Origin of the sequence: Bacillus sp. FSL R5-0286, from assembly GCF_038593245.1 — a bacterium.
Lineage (GTDB): Bacteria > Bacillota > Bacilli > Bacillales > Bacillaceae > Bacillus > Bacillus altitudinis.
This window is the reverse complement of record NZ_CP151977.1, coordinates 991,551-1,009,958: the sequence shown is the minus strand read 5'-3', so window position 1 is coordinate 1,009,958 and position 18,408 is coordinate 991,551. Positions and strand designations below refer to the sequence as shown.

The 18,408-nt window shown below is 40.1% G+C and carries 16 protein-coding genes; 8 read left to right on the top strand and 8 right to left on the bottom strand.

Annotated elements, in window-relative coordinates; all coding sequences use genetic code 11:
- Positions 1-23: 23 nt before the first annotated feature.
- The 5 genes from NST24_RS05045 to NST24_RS05025 form a co-directional block, all read right to left on the bottom strand.
- Complete coding sequence (locus NST24_RS05045; RefSeq protein WP_108611342.1) at positions 24-1,298, bottom strand: SidA/IucD/PvdA family monooxygenase; 1,275 nt, start codon at positions 1,296-1,298, stop codon at positions 24-26.
- A gap of 75 nt (positions 1,299-1,373) precedes the next feature.
- Positions 1,374-2,873, bottom strand: coding sequence for a coproporphyrinogen III oxidase (locus NST24_RS05040; RefSeq protein ID WP_342462407.1), 1,500 nt, complete (start codon positions 2,871-2,873; stop codon positions 1,374-1,376).
- A gap of 113 nt (positions 2,874-2,986) precedes the next feature.
- Entirely contained in the window at positions 2,987-3,853 is an 867-nt protein-coding gene (locus NST24_RS05035) for a Cof-type HAD-IIB family hydrolase (protein WP_159159507.1), read from the bottom strand.
- 446 nt (positions 3,854-4,299) lie between these two features.
- Positions 4,300-4,656 carry a YlbF family regulator gene (locus tag NST24_RS05030; protein WP_008348927.1) on the bottom strand — a complete coding sequence of 119 codons (357 nt, stop codon included), beginning with the start codon at positions 4,654-4,656 and terminating at the stop codon, positions 4,300-4,302.
- A 122-nt stretch (positions 4,657-4,778) separates the two neighbouring features.
- Positions 4,779-5,912 carry a DUF445 family protein gene (locus NST24_RS05025; protein ID WP_024719981.1) on the bottom strand — a complete coding sequence of 378 codons (1,134 nt, stop codon included), beginning with the start codon at positions 5,910-5,912 and terminating at the stop codon, positions 4,779-4,781.
- Positions 5,913-6,126: 214 nt separating this feature from the next.
- Between NST24_RS05025 and NST24_RS05020 the strand changes: the two genes are divergently transcribed.
- From NST24_RS05020 to NST24_RS04990, 7 genes are all read left to right on the top strand, one after another.
- A complete protein-coding gene (locus tag NST24_RS05020; protein WP_342462406.1) occupies positions 6,127-7,233 on the top strand; it encodes a YheC/YheD family protein in 1,107 nt (368 codons plus the stop codon).
- On the top strand, positions 7,190-8,548 hold the full coding sequence (locus NST24_RS05015; RefSeq protein ID WP_168948498.1) for a YheC/YheD family protein: 1,359 nt from the start codon (positions 7,190-7,192) through the stop codon (positions 8,546-8,548). Before NST24_RS05020 ends, NST24_RS05015 begins: the two co-directional genes overlap by 44 nt.
- A gap of 145 nt (positions 8,549-8,693) precedes the next feature.
- Positions 8,694-8,903 carry a YheE family protein gene (locus NST24_RS05010; protein ID WP_008348933.1) on the top strand — a complete coding sequence of 70 codons (210 nt, stop codon included), beginning with the start codon at positions 8,694-8,696 and terminating at the stop codon, positions 8,901-8,903.
- A 20-nt stretch (positions 8,904-8,923) separates the two neighbouring features.
- Complete coding sequence (locus NST24_RS05005) at positions 8,924-9,799, top strand: helix-turn-helix domain-containing protein (RefSeq protein ID WP_342462405.1); 876 nt, start codon at positions 8,924-8,926, stop codon at positions 9,797-9,799.
- Positions 9,800-9,941: 142 nt separating this feature from the next.
- Entirely contained in the window at positions 9,942-11,048 is a 1,107-nt protein-coding gene (gene ugpC / locus NST24_RS05000) for a sn-glycerol-3-phosphate ABC transporter ATP-binding protein UgpC (protein ID WP_024719977.1), read from the top strand.
- A 226-nt stretch (positions 11,049-11,274) separates the two neighbouring features.
- Positions 11,275-11,478, top strand: a complete 204-nt coding sequence (locus tag NST24_RS04995; protein WP_008348940.1) for an alpha/beta-type small acid-soluble spore protein — start codon at positions 11,275-11,277, stop codon at positions 11,476-11,478.
- A gap of 284 nt (positions 11,479-11,762) precedes the next feature.
- A complete protein-coding gene (locus NST24_RS04990) occupies positions 11,763-12,380 on the top strand; it encodes an NAD(P)H-binding protein (protein WP_008348943.1) in 618 nt (205 codons plus the stop codon).
- 125 nt (positions 12,381-12,505) lie between these two features.
- Here the strand turns inward: NST24_RS04990 and NST24_RS04985 are convergent, their stop codons facing one another.
- On the bottom strand, positions 12,506-14,521 hold the full coding sequence (locus NST24_RS04985; RefSeq protein WP_342462403.1) for an ABC transporter ATP-binding protein: 2,016 nt from the start codon (positions 14,519-14,521) through the stop codon (positions 12,506-12,508).
- Positions 14,518-16,275 (bottom strand): ABC transporter transmembrane domain-containing protein, encoded by a 1,758-nt coding sequence (locus tag NST24_RS04980; RefSeq protein ID WP_342462402.1) that lies wholly within the window; start codon positions 16,273-16,275, stop codon positions 14,518-14,520. The genes NST24_RS04985 and NST24_RS04980 overlap by 4 nt, the downstream gene beginning before the upstream one ends.
- A 559-nt stretch (positions 16,276-16,834) precedes the next feature.
- Between NST24_RS04980 and NST24_RS04975 the strand changes: the two genes are divergently transcribed.
- Positions 16,835-17,341, top strand: a complete 507-nt coding sequence (locus NST24_RS04975) for a universal stress protein (RefSeq protein ID WP_017360333.1) — start codon at positions 16,835-16,837, stop codon at positions 17,339-17,341.
- A 47-nt stretch (positions 17,342-17,388) separates the two neighbouring features.
- Here NST24_RS04975 and dat read toward each other — a convergent pair whose 3' ends face one another.
- Complete coding sequence (gene dat, locus NST24_RS04970) at positions 17,389-18,243, bottom strand: D-amino-acid transaminase (protein ID WP_268430720.1); 855 nt, start codon at positions 18,241-18,243, stop codon at positions 17,389-17,391.
- Positions 18,244-18,408 lie beyond the last annotated feature (165 nt).

Genomic DNA, 18,408 nt, shown 5'->3' with positions numbered 1-18,408 from the left:
TGTGCAGGGGCCCTTTTTTATATCTATTCAAATTGCTGAAATGCTGTTTCTTGCTTCACTTGTTCTTTCGTATCCCCGCGAATGGTTCGGATGACTTTCTGATTGCGGTAGATCGATAGTTTTAAATTGGTCGCCGCTGTTCCATGAGAGTGATCGAGGTTCGTGAATGTAAAGAGATGATGAGACCGTTTGTCTTTAAACACAAGCCTGAAGTCGTCTGTCACTTTAAAATGCTCATCGCTTTCCCATTCAATCAATGGTTCATATGCGCTAAACCATTCCGGAATATTAGGCTTATATCCTGTAGCCAATACAACATGATCGACTGTGATTTTCTTTTCTTTCTTCAGCTGCCATTGTTTCAAATGCAGCTCTACCTGCTGCTCATCCTCCATATGTATCGCTTCAAGCTCAGTCATTGGCTGAATGAGTACAGATGGCTCTTCTCCTGAAACGGATCGATGGTACAATTCCTGATAAATGCGAGAAAGCGTCGATGCATCTATGCCATTCCTTAATCCTGCCAGTCTAGGCAATGTGTTCATCCGTTCTTCATAAGGAAGGGAATGAAAATATTCAACATACTTAGGTGTAAATAGCTCCTGACCAAGCTCCGCTGTCTCTAGTTCTCTAAATTCACTTGAACGTGTAAACCATGAAAGCTGCTGTCCTTTCTTCTGATGCTGAAGCAGGTCTAAGAAAATTTCAGCTGCACTCTGACCTGAACCAATCACCGCCACCGTTTCAGCTTCATGAAGTTCTTTTTGTTGATCTACATAACGGCTGCTATGGGTCACATGCGGCAACGCAGCTTCTGGCACATCGACAGGAATCATCGGTTTGCTTCCAGTACCAAGGACGACATGCTTTGCACGATATTCAGAAAGCGCCCCATCTTTCAACCGCCGAACTTTTACAAGATACCCGTCTTCACAGTCGGTCACTTCTTCCACCTTCATCCCGAACTGGCAGCTATCTAATTCACCTGCAACCCATGATAAATACTCATTGAATTCTCTCCGGGGGATATCAAATTGTTCAAATGTATAAAATCGGTGAAGCCTGTTTGATTCATGTAAATAATTTAAAAATGTATACTTGCTCCTTGGATTAGCCATTGTCACAAGGTCCGCTAGAAAGGAAACTTGTAAGTCCGTTCCTTTGATGAGCATACCAGGATGCCAAGCAAATTCGGTTTCCTGTTCAAAAAAACAGCATGTCACATCTTCATACTCCTCTAATAAAGCGGCCAATCCTAAATTTGCTGGCCCAATCCCAATTCCGATCACATCCATCATATGTACACCTGCTTTTCCTTTTTACCCCCTATATACCCTTTTACAAATGAAAAAAACACTGCGTCACCGCAGTGTTTACATGTGAGAAACAAATAATGACTCAAGAAACTGAATCTTCTCTTCCGTATAGTGCTCATAACGATCATTATAAGACTTTGGATCTTTTGGATTGGCATACTGCGTAATTTTTCCGGTTCGCGGATCAATGAATTTACTCGCAGCGCCGCACCCAATGCCAATGATCGTCTGCACCTCTTCCATAATGATAATATTATACAAACTTTCCTGTCCATCTAACGAATACCCGACATTTTCGAGATTCCCCAAAATGTTTTTTTGTCTGTATAAATAGTACGGATGATAGTCATGTGCCTTTGTCCAAGCAACTGCTTCATCCATCATACGTGTGATCTCTTCTCGGTCTGCCACTTGATACTTTTCCTTATTGCGGGTCATTTCAGATGCTCTCTTAAAGGAAAGGGTATGCACCGTTAAAGATTCAGGCTTCAGTTCTTCTGTTTGCTGCAAGGAATGTTGGAATTCCTTTAGCCCTTCTCCTGGCAGCCCAATGATTAAGTCCATGTTAATATTATTCATGCCATACTGCCTTGATAAATGATACTTTTCAATCGTTTCTTCCACACTATGGTGCCGGCCAATCGCTTTCAATGTTTCATTCTCATATGATTGCGGATTGATACTAATCCGGTCAATATGATAACGGTTGAGCACCTCCAGCTTATCAGGTGAAATCGTATCAGGTCGTCCCGCTTCTACAGTGACTTCCCGAATATGTTTCACATCTGGAAAAGAGCGATACATCTCCTCATACAGCAAATCCATTTCTTCTGCTGTAATACTCGTTGGAGTACCTCCGCCAAAATAAACAGTCGTCACTTTAATCCCATGTTTCTTTAACCATTCGCCCATTTTTTGCATCTCATAATGCAGCCCAAAAAGAAACGTTCCCACTCTTCCAGCTTGTCCTTGAATGGCATAAGCAGGGAACGTGCAATAAGCACATTTTGTTGGACAGAAAGGAATACCGATATAAATACTCACTTCCTCCTGTAGATCGTACAGATCTGGAATGGCTTTGATTTGACGATCAACAATCTCCTGCATCAAATTGATCTTTTCATCATGAATCAAGTAATCGCGCTTTAACGCTGCATGTGCTTCTTCCTTTGTCATGCCTTCTCTTAGCATCTTATGAAGTAATTTCGTAGGACGTATCCCCGTAAGAATCCCCCATTTTTGCGTCATTCCTGTATATTCCTGAAGCAGATGTAAATAAACAGACAGCACAGTGTTTTTGATTTGCTTCCAGCGCTCTTTATCGTTCAAGCCCTCCGGCATCTCTCTTGTAAAACAACTCGTCATATCTGATCCAGCAATATGGCCAGAAGCCTCCACCATACCGCCAGTTTCTTTCCAATCAAACACCATGACCAGGCCATCGTTCGCTTCACCTGGATCAAACAGCACTTCACTATCTTCTTCGAATAAATTGGCTATATTGACAAGCGGTCGATGAAATCGTTCATCAGACAGCCCTTTAATTAAAATTCGCATCGTATCACCTTTATCTTCAAACTTGTTTCATTTTACAAAATTCATCTAGGAAAAGCAATGAAGAGAACAGAAGAAGACCCTGCCATTTCTTAATAGACAGGGCCTTCACTATACTATCGTTTAATATCAAATTGATGTAAAAAACCTTCCCTTTGCTGCATTCTAAAGTATTCTTTGATCATATAAGCAACACCCTGTTCATCATGAGAACGTGTCACCCAATCGGCTTTACGTTTGACCGAATGAGGTGCATTCCCCATCGCAACGCCTAAGCCAGCTAACTCAAGCATCGGGATGTCGTCTGTCCCGTGACCGATCACGACCGTATCTTCTAATGTAAAACCTAGTGCTGAAGTTAAAAGAGAAAGTCCTGCTTCTTTCGATACCCCTTTGCATACAATGTTCATTTTCTCATCACTGATCTTAATCAGATCAACAGATGGGAATGCTTGTTGAATGGTTGTGTGGATTTCAGGCTGAAGTGCTGCCGTCGAATACACTTCAATGACAGGTGTGCTAACCGGTTCATCCATGAGCATATCACTTAATGATTCAACAAATTGAACGGGATAGAAAATGGGATCAGACGGATGAATCAACGTTTTTCCCATCAGTTGAGACTGTGTTTTTTTCCGATTGCCGATTGAGAATTTTTCATGTAACAAGCGAACATTACAATTAAAGCTTTCAAGGATCTGCACAAGATTAAATGTTTTCTCTTCCGTTAATTTCTTCACATGGAGCGGCTCATCAAGCTTATCAGCGATAAATGCACCACTATGCGTTACAAGAGTTGAAGTTGGTATTTTCAACGCCTTGGCAATTTTTTGTGCAGATCGAAAATGACGGTTGGTGACAATCGTCACGTAAACCCCTTTTTTCTTAACATATTCCACAGCTTCTTTTGTAGCGGAATGAATTTTCCCATTGGAACGAAGCAACGTTCCATCTATATTGAGTGCAAGTAGCTTTTTTGACACTGAGGCATCCCCCTTCTTGATGACTGTACTTACGATGAGGATATGCCCTAGCTTGGCGCTTTAGAACATGCAGTTGAAGCAGCCCTTGTTTTATGCCTCAATCGCAAATAAAAAAAGCCTACCCCTAGGCTTTTTTTTATGTATGGTTTGGATGCGTAACAATGGCGTGATGAAGCTCCCCATGATCCCCTCATCTTTCACACACCAAAGCATTGCTTATATCATATCCCCTTATGCTTTGCTTTTCTCCCAGAAGCGCTTCTCTCTCATTTGGCTCATCGCCGTAAATCCAAAGTGGAACGCACCCAATTCATCACGATAGCGCTTTTTGAAAGCACTTTCAATAAGTATTATCGCAGAATTTACGAGCTTCGACAACCCTTTTTTTAAAGATATACAAGCGGCGATATGAATGAAAAAAAGGGCGAATATGATCGCCCTTTCAATTAATTTTCTTCAGTATTTCCATAAAGCTCTTCAAGAGGCTTCATGATAATTTTATTTAATTCACCGATGAGAACACTTACGCGTTGTTCTGCTTCCATCAACTGAGAGATTTTATCGTGCTGTTGCACAAGTGCAACCGTTTTTTGCGCTTGCTCTACTTCTTCTTGTGTAATCTCTTGACCAGTCATTTGTTTTTGTTGAAGGTTTACTTGAATGTCACGGAAGTTCTCAAACATTCTTTTAGAGGACTCATCCCCGTTTACCTCATCATAAAGATTTCTTAACGCTGAATATTCTTCGCTATGACGCAGTGCTTTTTCAAGGTCATATGCAACATCATAAAGATTTACAGACATGTTATGTCTCCTTTCTATCCGTTATCACCGATATGGATCGGCGGACACCACTCCACTATAACAAACTATGGCTTTCGTTTCACATATATACAATAAATTCATCGAAATTTCTCGATCTTGCCTTAGAATAAGGTGACAAAAATCGCTTGGACAGCACCGATCAATCCACCTAAAAGACCGCCTAAAAATGTGATCATCTTCAGCTCCTTATTAGATATGCTGATCACAAGCTCTTCCATTTTTTCAAGCGGGAAAAGTTCAATTTGTTCACGAATAATTTCTTCAAATTGGAGCTTTGCGAGCAGTCCCTCAAGCGCATTAGATGCGGCTTCAATCCCTTTATCAATGAGAGATGGTGCAAATTTGGTCTTAAGATCATCCGCTACTGCACTGATGTAAACTCCTACTGGTCTATCTAACAGCACCTTTGTAGAAAAATGTGAAAGCAATTGCTTTTTCACACTAAATAGAAGCTCTTTCACATTCCATTTTTCATCAAGCTCATGTAAAGAAAATTGCTTTACCTTGTCCCATTCTTGAACAAGTAAATCTGATAAAAACCTTTTTGTCTCTGCATTCTTTAAGAACTTCATCATTTCAGGATGCACGCGATCAATTAAGCTTGAATTCCCTAAAAACATTTGGACCATACTGCCAAGCATTCCTCGTTCTTTTAAGAAATCATCTATCATATGACCGAGTCTTGCTTTTCCCTCATCACTTTCAAAATAATGAATGCCTCTCTTTAAAATATAATCTGCGGCATCTGGAATTTTTGATGCAAGCTTATTTTCTACATCCTGTGGCAACAGCTCAGACAATGTTTGCTGATCATACTTTTCAAGCAGTGAGTGGAGCTTATGATCAGTCCACTGATGAAGCCATGCGTCAGCTTTAACGTCAGCCTGTGAAAAACCGTATTTTTCTAACATGGAGAAAACCGTCATTTCCATATCAGCACCTTTATCAATATATCGGTGCACTGTCCTCAATATCTCTTGCTTTGCCTCTGATGATTCAAATCGTTTTTTAATGCCCTCTGGCGTTAGTAAATGCTCCATCACCATGACGCCAACCTGCTTGGCTACTTCATCTCTTCTTTTAGGAATGAGACCCGGTGTAAATGGGAGCTGCTTCCCAAATAAATAATATGGCTTATACGGACGAAAAAGCATTTTAATCGCGAGATGGTTTGTTGCTGCCCCTATCACTGCACCTATCACAATCATAAAGATAAACGTTGTGAATATATCCAAAGTCGTCATCTACCTTTCAAACAACACCTGAAGTTTATTGTTTTTATCTATACGTATTATAGTTGTTGTCAAGAGTCCAAGCAAATGAAGCATTCAATGTGACATATGAGACAACGATCTGTCGTAATGATATAGGAACGCCAAGTTTATGTAAAATCAACAAAAAGTGTTTTTCAGATGTTAAAAAAAGAATTTGAAAAGTAGGTGTTGTTTCATGACGTCAACGCTCGGCATTGTCACTCTTTCTCCGAAGCATGAAGAAGCATTCACACATCAGCTTGCCAAAGCAGCCTCTTCTTTTGATTTAGAAGTTGTTCGTTTTTCACCTCTAGATTTAAAGCCTGCTTCAAATGTCATTCACGGTCAAAAATTTAAGACTGGCAAAGGATTTGAAGCGTCAGAATTTCAGATTCCTGACTTGATTTATGATCGTTGTCTTTATCAGCATGACGCACAATCTAAAAAAGCAAAACCTATCATGAATTGGTTAAAAAAGTATCCAAAAACCGTTTTTTTGAATACTGGAATTTCAAATAAAATGCGGCTATTCGAGCAGCTCCGTCTCCTCCCTTCTTTACAACCATACTTACCTGTCTGCTCTCTATTGACAGAGCCTTCAGAACTGCTCAACTTGGTCAGAAAGGGCGGATATTGTAAAATACAGCCGCTTTCTCAACAGCACGCAGCACCCTCTTGCTTCATTTCTTTAAGAAACAAATCACTCATTACTGTGCAGCTAAACGCTCAGCAAATCATCACCTTTTCACATTCAGCAGAGGTTGAACGCTGGTGCAAAAAGTATATCGGCCGATCTTTCCTTCAATTTTTTAACACGAATGATCAAAAAGACGTTATATTCAATGAAATTAGGATTTTTCTTATAAAAAATTCACAAAATCAATGGAATAGCATGGGGATTCATACAAAACCATCAGTAGAAAACAGCCTTTTAAGCAATACACAAAATTCCATTCATGTGGTAGCCTTTGATCACTATTTAAACTCATTAAAGCCACACATCAAGGAGCTGTTGTTAGATGATATTGCCTCCATTCAATCATCTCTTCCAGCGTTTATAGACAAAACTTTCTCACCGTGTATTGAATTCGCTATAGACTTGCTTCATACAAATGAAGGCAGACTTTTCATCTCAAATGTAAGATCAAAGCCAGGACGATCCTCTTTTTTAAAAGCTTACCCTGAGAGGGAGAATCAATTGATTCAGACCATACTTGAACATGCCAAATCGATGATGGCTGAAGAAAAGGAGGTTCCTTATGAAGAGAAAACGCTACATCATCGCTCCTCATTCAGCAAGTGAAAAAACAGTATATCTCCCTGCTCAGTTTAAAGAGCAGGAGGCAATTTTATCTATTGCTTTAGGTTCTTGTTTAGTAGATGATTTCGCCATTTCCTATCATCATCAATCTCAAATGATTTTATTATCAGAAGACCTTTATCGCGCTTTACTCATTCCATACAAAACAAAAGCTGATGTCATATTAGTTCAACATACACTCTATATAGGACCTCTCATCGGCATTTTCACTGCAGGATTCGAACAAAATACAGCACCTTTAGGCGCAAGATCTTCCTATTTTATGAAATTGCTGCAATCTTGCAGGCAGCATGCTGGTTTTGCATATCTTTTTGGTACTCATTCTATCGATTGGGATAAAGGAATAGTAGAAGGTTTGCTTTACCAAGAGGAGCGCTGGGTAAAAAAGCAGATGCCCCTCCCATCCGTTGTTTATGACCGGCTGCCTAATAGAAAGGCTGCTCAGTCGGCATTCATTCAAGAAACAAAACGAAAACTCACTCAAGACTACGATATCCCTTGGTTCAACCCTTATTTTTTTAATAAATGGGACATTCATGAACAGCTATTAACAGATGAAAAAACAAGCTCTTTCTTACCACATTCTATACGATTAGATCCTGTTGATGCTTTAAATAAAATAGAAACACTCCTTCATCTGCATCATGTCATTTATTTAAAACCAACAAACGGCAGTCACGGAGACGGGATTTATCAGTTAAAGAAGACGGAAAACGGGGTCACTGTCTGCTCAAATAAAGGGAAATCCACTTCATATCATTCCGTAGACCATTTCGTGAAAAAACTGCGGGAAGATTGTGCAATTCAAGACTTGATTGCACAACAAGGCATTGAGCTTCTTCAAATAGACAATCAACCACTGGATTTTAGAATTCATACGAATAAAAATAAGTATGGTCATTGGACTGTTACAGCCGCTGCTGGAAAAGTTTCAGGAGATCACACTGTCACAACCCATCAACTGCATGGTGGTTCAGTAAAAACACTATATGATATCTTTCCTGATGCAGAGAAACGTTTGAAGGTTTTGCAAGAGCTCTCTGATACTGCCCTCGCTCTTAGTCGTGTGATAGATGAAAAAATGCCTGGTCTGATTGGGGAAATTGGTTTTGACTTAGGTATTGATCACTTAGGTGCTATCTGGATGTTTGAAGCCAATTCTCGTCCAGGCCGCGAGATTTTTCTGCATGCACCATTGAAAAACTCAGAATGGCTGATTGGGAAAAGAATCGTTGAATACGCATCTTACCTAACACAAATGGCTCTTACTCCTATAGACCATGCAAACGCCTACTGATGTTTTCTTTTCATGTCTCTGAAATCTGTGCTTTCCCTATGCTCTTTTCATCAGATGAGATACAATAAAACCAAGTTCAAGGTTGTTTCCGTATTGTCGTGTGTATTTATTGTTTCATCAATAAAAGCAAGGAGGCAATGATGATATGATTTCTCATTTTCAATGGAAACCTCTCTTTAAAAAAGCGCAATTACCTGGCTGGAAAATATCCTTTTTTCATAATGGTTCACACTATGAAGGCATTTATCACAAAACGGGTGATATTGAATGGGGCTCTCAGCTTCCGCCTCATGAAGTTGAACCAACCTTAAAAGAAGAAATCCATGAATTAATGCTATTCCATGTGTATGATTAAACTGTTTAAGGAGCCTCGCCATGTTAGAAAAACTAAAACTTGTTTACGGACACCATATCATCAGTTCACCAACAAATGATAAACAAATTCTCTGGTATCAAACAGACGAAGGCGAAATTTTTGGAGTAAACAAAACGGAGCTAACAGAAAGGGAAACGCTTCTTCTCAATTCATTCCTCACACCAATTGATGTACCTCATACGCAGGAAACGGAAGAAGAACAGAAATGGTACAGCTATCTCTTTGAAAACAAATCAATCACCATCGATCAATCCGTCCGTGTTTATTTTTTCAAAATGGATCACCAAGCAGAACAAAGGCAGCAAATAAAAGAGGCTGTGAACAGCAGCCTCGAACATATTCATTTCATATGGACAGGCACTGAAACAGCTATGCTCATTCAAACAAACGCTACATCAGAAAATGGTCAACTTGAACAGATACATGATTTGTCTCAAGCCATCACAAGTGATTTTTTAACAGACGTTGTCTTCATGCAAGGACAGCTGCATTTGCCGAATGGAAATTTAAAAATGAGATTATTAAATGAACATCAGCTCTTCTTATGGCATCTGAAGCAAGGAAAACTTAGGTCAGGGGTTGCAACATTTTATCAATGTTTACCTGCTTTCATTCGCCATGATACAGACATGGTTTCTGCCGCTATATCAGATGCATTTATAGAAACAATCTTTGATCGGGACGTTTACAGAACTCTCACGACCTATATGCAGTGTAATTTAAATGCATCGCAGGCAGCAAAAGCGTTATATGTTCATCGAAACAGCCTTCAGTATCGGATTGATAAATTTATTGAACGGACAGGACTAGATATACGGCATTTTCAAGAAGCGTCAGCTGCTTATTTCATGATGAACCTTCTCGATTTTTCTTAAATGAATGATCCTAACATGAGCACCTTGCCTAAAAATGAAAATAAGATGTTGTGCACGTTGTCCATTTACAGACACCCTTCCTTTTTATACACTTCATTTATAAGTAAAGCGCTTTCAAAAAAGGACTGGGAGGCTACCAGCTATGGCTGAAATGATGCTGAATCAAATTTATAAAGTGTACGATAACAAAGTAACAGCAGTAGATAACTTTAATCTACATATTGAGGATAAAGAATTTATTGTATTTGTTGGTCCATCTGGGTGCGGAAAATCAACAACCCTCCGCATGATTGCAGGCCTTGAAGAAATTTCACAAGGGGATTTTCTATTAGACGGCAAGCGAATGAATGATGTGGCACCAAAAGACCGGGATATTGCGATGGTTTTCCAAAACTATGCCTTATATCCTCATATGAATGTGTACGATAATATGGCTTTTGGATTAAAGCTTCGAAAATTTCCTAAAGCAGAAATTGATGAGCGGGTACGAAACGCTGCGAAAATATTAGGGCTTGAACAATACTTAGATCGAAAACCTAAGGCATTGTCTGGAGGTCAAAGACAGCGTGTTGCACTTGGAAGGGCCATTGTGCGCGATGCAAAAGTCTTTCTTTTGGATGAACCTCTTTCTAATTTAGATGCTAAACTTCGTGTTCAGATGCGTGCCGAAATTTCTAAACTTCATCAGCGGCTGCAGACGACATTCATCTATGTCACACACGATCAAACAGAAGCCATGACAATGGCTACTCGGCTTGTTGTCATGAAAGATGGCTTTATTCAGCAGGTTGGCGCACCAAAGGATGTGTATGAAAACCCAGAGAATGTCTTTGTAGGTGGATTTATTGGCTCTCCAGCGATGAACTTTTTTACAGGAAAACTGTCTGACGGAGCCATTGCCATTGGGAATACGCACATTCGTGTACCAGAAGGAAAAATGAAAGTTTTACGCAGTCAGGGATATATCGGAAAAGATGTGATTCTAGGCATCAGACCAGAAGATTTCCATGATGAGCCTGTGTTTATAGAGGCTTCTGAAGGAACAAAAATTGAAGCAAACGTAGAAGTGGCTGAATTAATGGGAGCCGAAACGATGCTTTATTCTTCTCTTGCTGGTCAAACGTTTATTGCACGTGTTGATTCTCGCACAGATATTCAGGCAGGGCAGACGATCCCTCTTGCCATTGATATGAATAAAGCTCACTTCTTTGATACAGAGACTGAGCTGCGCATCCGCTCAGCTGAATAAGAAGACGTTCCACAAACCATCACCATTGGGTGGTGGTTTTTTGTATATGAAAACAACATTTACCATGTTCTTTTTCCGTATGTTTTTTTCGTAGCGAACCATAATATTTAGTACAAAGCAGTTACCGCATTGGGTTTCGCCAAGTGGCAAATGACTTGGTCATTTCGCTGGTGCGACTCCAGCAAACCCAACCAAAAAAATCTTATATAAAAAGGAGATTCACATCATGGCAAATTCTAATAGTTCAAATCAATTACTAGTTCCTGGAGCAGCGCAAGCAATCGATCAAATGAAATACGAAATCGCTTCTGAGTTTGGTGTAAACCTTGGAGCAGAAACAACAGCTCGTGCTAACGGTTCAGTTGGTGGAGAAATCACGAAACGTCTTGTATCTTACGCTCAGCAAAACCTTGGCGGAACAAAAGCTTAATTTCATATCTGGATCATAGAAGGCACCTCTTATGGTGTCTTCTTTTTTTGGTTTTATCCCTCACCGATTCCTTTTGAATTCATATGATGTATTAGAAAGGAGCGGATCTTTATGGACATTATTTCAGGTGTGAATTTTGAACTTCTACAATTTGTCGGTCTCTCTCTATTATGTGAATATGCTCATAGTATTCGGTCCTTTCATCTTTATAAAAAAAGCATGACATAAAACTGTACCATTTTAAGTTCTTTTCACTTATAGTATGTAGTGGAGGGATCGATCAGATGAAAATAGCTCTTTTCGGTGCTCATGGACGTGTAGGACAAGCATTTCTTCGTTTCGTAAAAGAAGATGATCGTTACATGGTTCGCTCGTTAATTCGGACAAACCGGGAAGAAATGCTTGCGGGTATGTTTCAAGTCACCGGCAATTCCAGAAATCAAGAGGATGTGCTTGAAACAATTAAAGGATCAGATATTGTCGTGAGCTGTCTATCAACAGATGGTGATGATACTTTATCTGTTTCAATGGAGCATATCGTACAAGCCATGAAGCAAACAGGAACATCAAGAATTATAACGATTGGTACAGCAGGGATTTTGAAAGCAAGGCAGCAGCCCGAGCTTTACCGCTTTGAAACAAATGAATCAAGGCGAACCACTTCCCGAGCTGCTAAAGAACATGCCAAAGCATTTGAAATTCTTCAATCAACTGAACTAGATTGGACAATCATTTGCCCAACCTATTTACCAGATGGAGAAGTGACACGGTCATATCGCTATGAAAAGAATTTTCTCCCTATAGATGGACAGAAAATCTCAGTTGAAGATACCGCACACTTTTTGTATCAGCAGCTAAACTCAAAAGAATTTGTGCATCAACGTGTCGGTATCGCTTATTGACCATTTAGTTCGTGTAAATGATATACAACCAGTAAAAGTCGAGATCATATCATAAAGCCTCGACTTTTTTCATTGCCATGAAAAAGCCACTTTCAAATTGAAAGTGGCTTTTGCTACTCATCCTATCAGCCGCTCGTCACAGCTCCCTTTTGTAATTCGTACATTTGCGCATACAGTCCGCCTTGCTCCATGAGCTCTTCGTGGCTGCCGCGCTCGACAATCTCACCCTTTTCTAACACCAAAATCATGTCAGCTTTCTTAATAGTAGATAATCGGTGTGCAATGACAAAAGTGGTTCGTCCTTCTTTGACGACATCCAGTGCCCGCTGAATGATGGCTTCTGTTTCTGTATCAATGTTAGCCGTCGCTTCATCTAGAATTAAGATCGCTGGATCGTATGCCAGTGCACGGGCAAATGAAATCAATTGACGCTCCCCAGAGGAAAGAGTACTCCCCTTTTCAACAACTGGTTCATCAAAACCTTCAGGCAAATGCTTTAATAGTTCTGCTGCGCCCACTTGCTTTAACGATGTTTCAATCGTTTCTCTTTTAATGTCTTCATTTCCTAAACTGACATTGGACGCAATCGTTCCAGAGAACAAATAAGGATCTTGTAGTACAATGCCCATTTGCTTACGCAGCGTTTGGCGCGACTGATCATAGATGCTTTCTCCATCAATGAGGATGTCCCCATGCTGAATATCATAAAAACGTAGCAGCAAATTCATGATCGAACTTTTCCCAGAACCGGTATGTCCAACGAGTGCCACCGTCTGACCTTTTTTCGCCTCAAAGGTGATGTTCTTTAATACATTTTTCCCTTCATTATACGCAAAGGTAACATCCTGAAATTGGACGTGTCCCTCTAGTTTCTTCTGAATTGGTTCTTCCACTTCAGTACCTGGCTCATCTAATAATCGAAAGACCCGTTCAGATGAAACCCTGGCTAATTCTAATCTAGAGAATTGATTCACAATGCCTGTAATCGGCTGGAACAAACGATTTAAATAATCGACAAATGCATAGAGCACCCCAATCGACACAATGCCCGTCGCACTTAAGGACGCGCCGCCAAAATACCAAATGAGTGCGACATATGCTAAGTTCCGAAGCAGATTCACCAAGTTATGTGAAAGCAGTGAATTTAAATGAAGCATCTTTCGCTGATATCGAAAGTGATTGTTATTCAGCTCATCAAATTCTTCTTTCGTTGCTTGTTCATGTCGAAATGCTTGAATAATCGTCATTCCTTGAATGGCTTCATTTAGCTTGGCATTAATTTCACTAATGATGGAACGAATGCGGTGATTGTAAACCGACGCAAACTTTCGGTAAGTCATCGACCATAGGAAAATAATCGGAACAGCCACTAAACAAATGAGCGCCAGCTTCACATTTAATAAAAACATGGCGGTATAAATACCAATCATGTAAATGGCACTTGTGACGAAATTCGCTAGTACTGTAACATATAAATCACGAATGGTTTCTGTGTCATTCGTAATCCGCGCGACAACCTTTCCAGCCGGTAAATTATCAAAATACCGAATCGGAAGCGTTTGAATATGTTCAAATACGTCCACTCGCATTTTTTGAATAATGCGATTTGCAATACGCTGGAGTAAATAGTGTTGCCCATATTGAAAGAAAATCGCAATGACGAGCATCCCAAAATAAAATAGAACAAGCTGTACCAAACCACTGATTTCCGGCTGATAAAAAGCAAAGATTTCCTCTTTGGATAAACGCTGTACCTGATACGTCTCACGCTCGCTCCCATTTTCAATGGTGAGCTGATCCCCTTCTATTGTCCGGCTCCCGTCAAATCGAATCTTTTCATTCACAAAATAGTACCCAAATCCGACTTGCACGACATTGATTTGCTTTCCAGCTTCATTTTGATTCTGTAGCCGGTCACTTCTTATATAGTTATTTCCCTGGTAATAAACCGTTTTATCTGTTTTTTCATTTACCTCAACATAAGGTTTTTCTACACCTAAAATATGATCATCAATCATTTTTTTCCCAATGAAAGGTCCTGTCAACTCAGCACCAACTGCAATGATCAGAAAGATCAAAGCAACAGACAATACTTTTTTATACAGGAGTGCATAGGTAAGAAGTCTTCTCCCTGTTGTCATGCCTCATCCCCTCCTTCCAGCTGATTTGTCAGCTGCTGACGCAGAAATTGCTCTTTATACCATCCATCTTGCTGAATAAGCGCTTTATGGGTTCCCTTTTGAACAATACGTCCTTCTTCCATGACAAGAATGAGATCCGCATGCTCTACAGCTGATAGACGGTGGGTTGTAATAAATGTCGTTTTTCCATGACGATTTTGTCTTAAATTCTCTAAAATAGCCGTTTCTGTTTTTGCATCAACTGCAGATAAAGAGTCATCCAAAATCAAAATGTCTGGATCAATTAATAAAGCACGTGCAATGGAAATCCGCTGCTTCTGTCCTCCTGACAGCGCCACTCCCTTTTCTCCAACCATGGTTTCCAAGCCTTCTGGTAAAAGGCGTAAATCCTTTTCAAAGTAAGCATCTTTAATCGCTTGTGCTAATTCAGCTTCTCTCGCGTCTCTATGACCGAAACGCATATTCTCTTCTACACTTTTTGAGAAAAGGACATGATCTTGTGGAACATAGCCAATCCATTGGAACAGTTGATCCAATTCAATGTCCTCAATTGGAACACCTGAAAGCAAGATCTTCCCATCACCTGTCGGATACTGACGAAGAAGCTGTTTGACAATCGTTGTTTTTCCGCTTCCCGTTTTTCCTGTAATACCAATCGTTTGCCCTTTTCGTACAGTAAAGGAGACATCCGTTAGATTATCTTTAGAGGAAGTTGGATACCTAAATGTCACATGTTCAAATTGAATATCGCCAGGCTCTTGTAATCTTTTTGGCTTGGCTGCGTCAGTTACATCCGGTTGATAACTGAGTGTATGATTCAACCGGTCTAATGAGGCATTTCCTCTTTGCATGATATTAATCAATTCACCAATGGCAAACATTGGCCAGATCATCATCCCCAGATAGACGTTAAATGCGACAAGCTCACCAATGGTTAAATCACTTTGGAACACAAGATATGCCCCGTAACCGATACCGATTAAATAACTGATCCCCACAAGCAATTTCACCGTCGGCTCAAACAATGAATCAATGATCGCTACACGCATATTTTTTTGAAAGACATCGTCTGTCATTTCTCGAAAGCGATTCACATCTTGTTTTTCCTGTACAAAAGAACGGATCACCCGAACGCCGGCAACTGATTCTAATACACGATCATTCATATCACCAAATGCATCTTGAGCAACTGTAAAGCGTTCATGAATTTTACTGCCATAAAACGCTATCAAAATCGCCATCAGCGGCATCGGAATAATGGCCATTAAAGTTAATTTCCAGCTGATCGTCAGCCCCATTGTAAAAAAGATCATGAGCATGTAAGCAGTGGAATCGACTAATGTTAAAACGCCAAAGCCTGTTGTTAAAGCCACAGCATTCAAATCATTTGTACCTAGCGCCATTAGATTTCCGGTTTTTTTCTTTTCATAAAAGGTGGGTGTCATCTTAAGTAAGTGGCGCATTAATTTTCCGCGCATCACACGCTCCATGACATTTGCGCCGCCAAATAACTGATACATCCAAAAGTAGGTGAGCGCATAGACACTGACACCAAGTAAGCAAAAAATGGTTACGTAAAATAAGATACTGGATGTTGTAAATTGACCAGACCGAATGTCATCAACTGCTTGACCTAGATACCTCGGTGGCAGCATTTCAAGCACATTCACAATGAGCAGCAGCGTAATGGCGATTGTATAGCGCCTCCACTCTTGTTTAAAGAACCAGCCTAATTTCACAAATACTGAAAACATGTTTGTCTCTCCTTTTAAAGCTAGCCGCTTTCTATATTTTCCTGATTGTCACCTTGTTTCGTTTTTTGAACTTTTGTCATTTGTCTTGCCTTTGGCATGTTCACATGCTTTCACTCCTCTTCATTTAGTTGTTGATGCATTCCATTATTTCGAGATACGAAATGTATACAACAAAAAAAGAGGCAACCAGCTAACTGGTACGCCTCTTTTATACATGATAAAAAGGCGCATGTTGACAAATACGCAACATACGCCTTGATTCATCCGATCAATTGGAACATACGAGTCCCTTTTCAATGACCAATGAAGGTGTAATTGTCACGTGAATCAACCCATTCATGCAGTTTGATTTCATTCTTCCAATGATGTTGCACATGACATTTCCTCCTTTTGGCTCTTGAATCTTTTTTTATCTTATAGTGGCTGTCACCATTTTGTCAATAAATATTTTTCAATAAATGAAATTTTCTAACAAAAACACAATCGTTTTCATGTGTATCTTTTTCTCATAACGGGTATACCATGAACGTATAGACTCCTTTTGAAAGGAATGAGGACATTGTTTCAAGCTGATCGGATGGTCGTTGCGTTTGATGGACATGAAGACAGTAAGAAAGCATTAAAGAAGGCAATCGCTTTAGCCAAAACGTTGAATGCCAAGCTGACCGTTGCCTACGCTCATGATGGGAAATCCAGCAGACAGGTGTTTGATGCACCTCGCCCAATGACTGGCGGCGCTTATATCGGAGGCGGCATGGCAGACCTTCAAACACCCCCTGTGTACGTACCTCATGATGAACAGCAAAGTCCCTTGATTTTTGAAGATCATACAGAAGAGGTCGTTGCAGAAGCAAGAATGCTGTTAAATGAAGAGCAGTTTGAAGCTGCGATTGAAATTGTTGAAGGGGAGCCTGCAGAAGCGATTATCGAATACGCTGAAAAGATTTCAGCAGACCTCATCGTCATGGGAGCACGTGACCAAAGCAGATTGAAAAAAATGCTCTTTGGCAGTGTGAGTGAAAAGTTATCGTCCAAATCAGATATACCTGTACTGATCGTGAAATAAATGTCATCACAAAAGGCTGTAAACATTGGTTTACAGCCTTTTTCTTTTTACGAAGAAATGGATGCTTCGCTTTCATACTTAATTTTTTTCTGGAACCCTTCCTGTACACGCTTCGTGATCTCTCCTGGAACACCTTCCCCAACCGGCTGACCATCTATCTCTACAATTGGAATCACTTCAGCTGTCGTTGAACTGATGAAAATTTCCTGTGCATGCAAAAGTTCGTCTTTACTCATGCGGGTTTCTTCCACACGATATCCTTCTTCCTGACAAACCTCTAGCAGCTTTCTACGTGTAATGCCGTTTAAAATCAGGTTATTTGCTGGGTGTGTACGAATGACACCGTCAATGACGGCATATACATTCGAGGACGTCCCCTCTGTCACAAAGCCGTCTCTTATTAAAATCGCTTCAAACGCACCAGCTTCAGACGCTTTCTGCTTTTCCATGACGTTATATAAAAGGTTTAAGCTTTTAATATCACACCTTAACCAGCGAAGATCTTCAGCCAATAGAGCTTTCACACCAGCTGTCTGCTCTTGAATAGGCTTTTTCACTTGAAATGTATATGCCGTAATCTGAGGGGTAAGTACACCATATTGATGTTTACGAGGTGCGACGCCTCGCGTGACTTGAATATACACGCCGCCATCAATCACTTGATTATCTGCGACTAGCTTCTTCAAATTCTCTTCCATATCGGATACTGTACCTTGTAGATGAATGCCGATTTCCTTTGCACTCTTGAATAGACGCTCAGTATGCTCTTTTAATGTAAACAAAGTCCCATTATATACGCGGATGACCTCATAGACTCCGTCGCCAAATTGATAGCCTCTGTCTTCAATATCAACATGTGCATCTTTTTTTTCAATAAAATCCCCATTGTACAATACTTTCATATGGAATCTCCCCTTCGCTTTGCTTAATGGTTGAATCTGATGCTATCTTAGCGGATAAATGTAAACGTTTCAATGATTATTCAGAATTATTTCATATCCATTTGACTGGATAACCTTCTATTGTAACAAATATAGATTCATAACCAAAAAGATTCCAATTTTTTA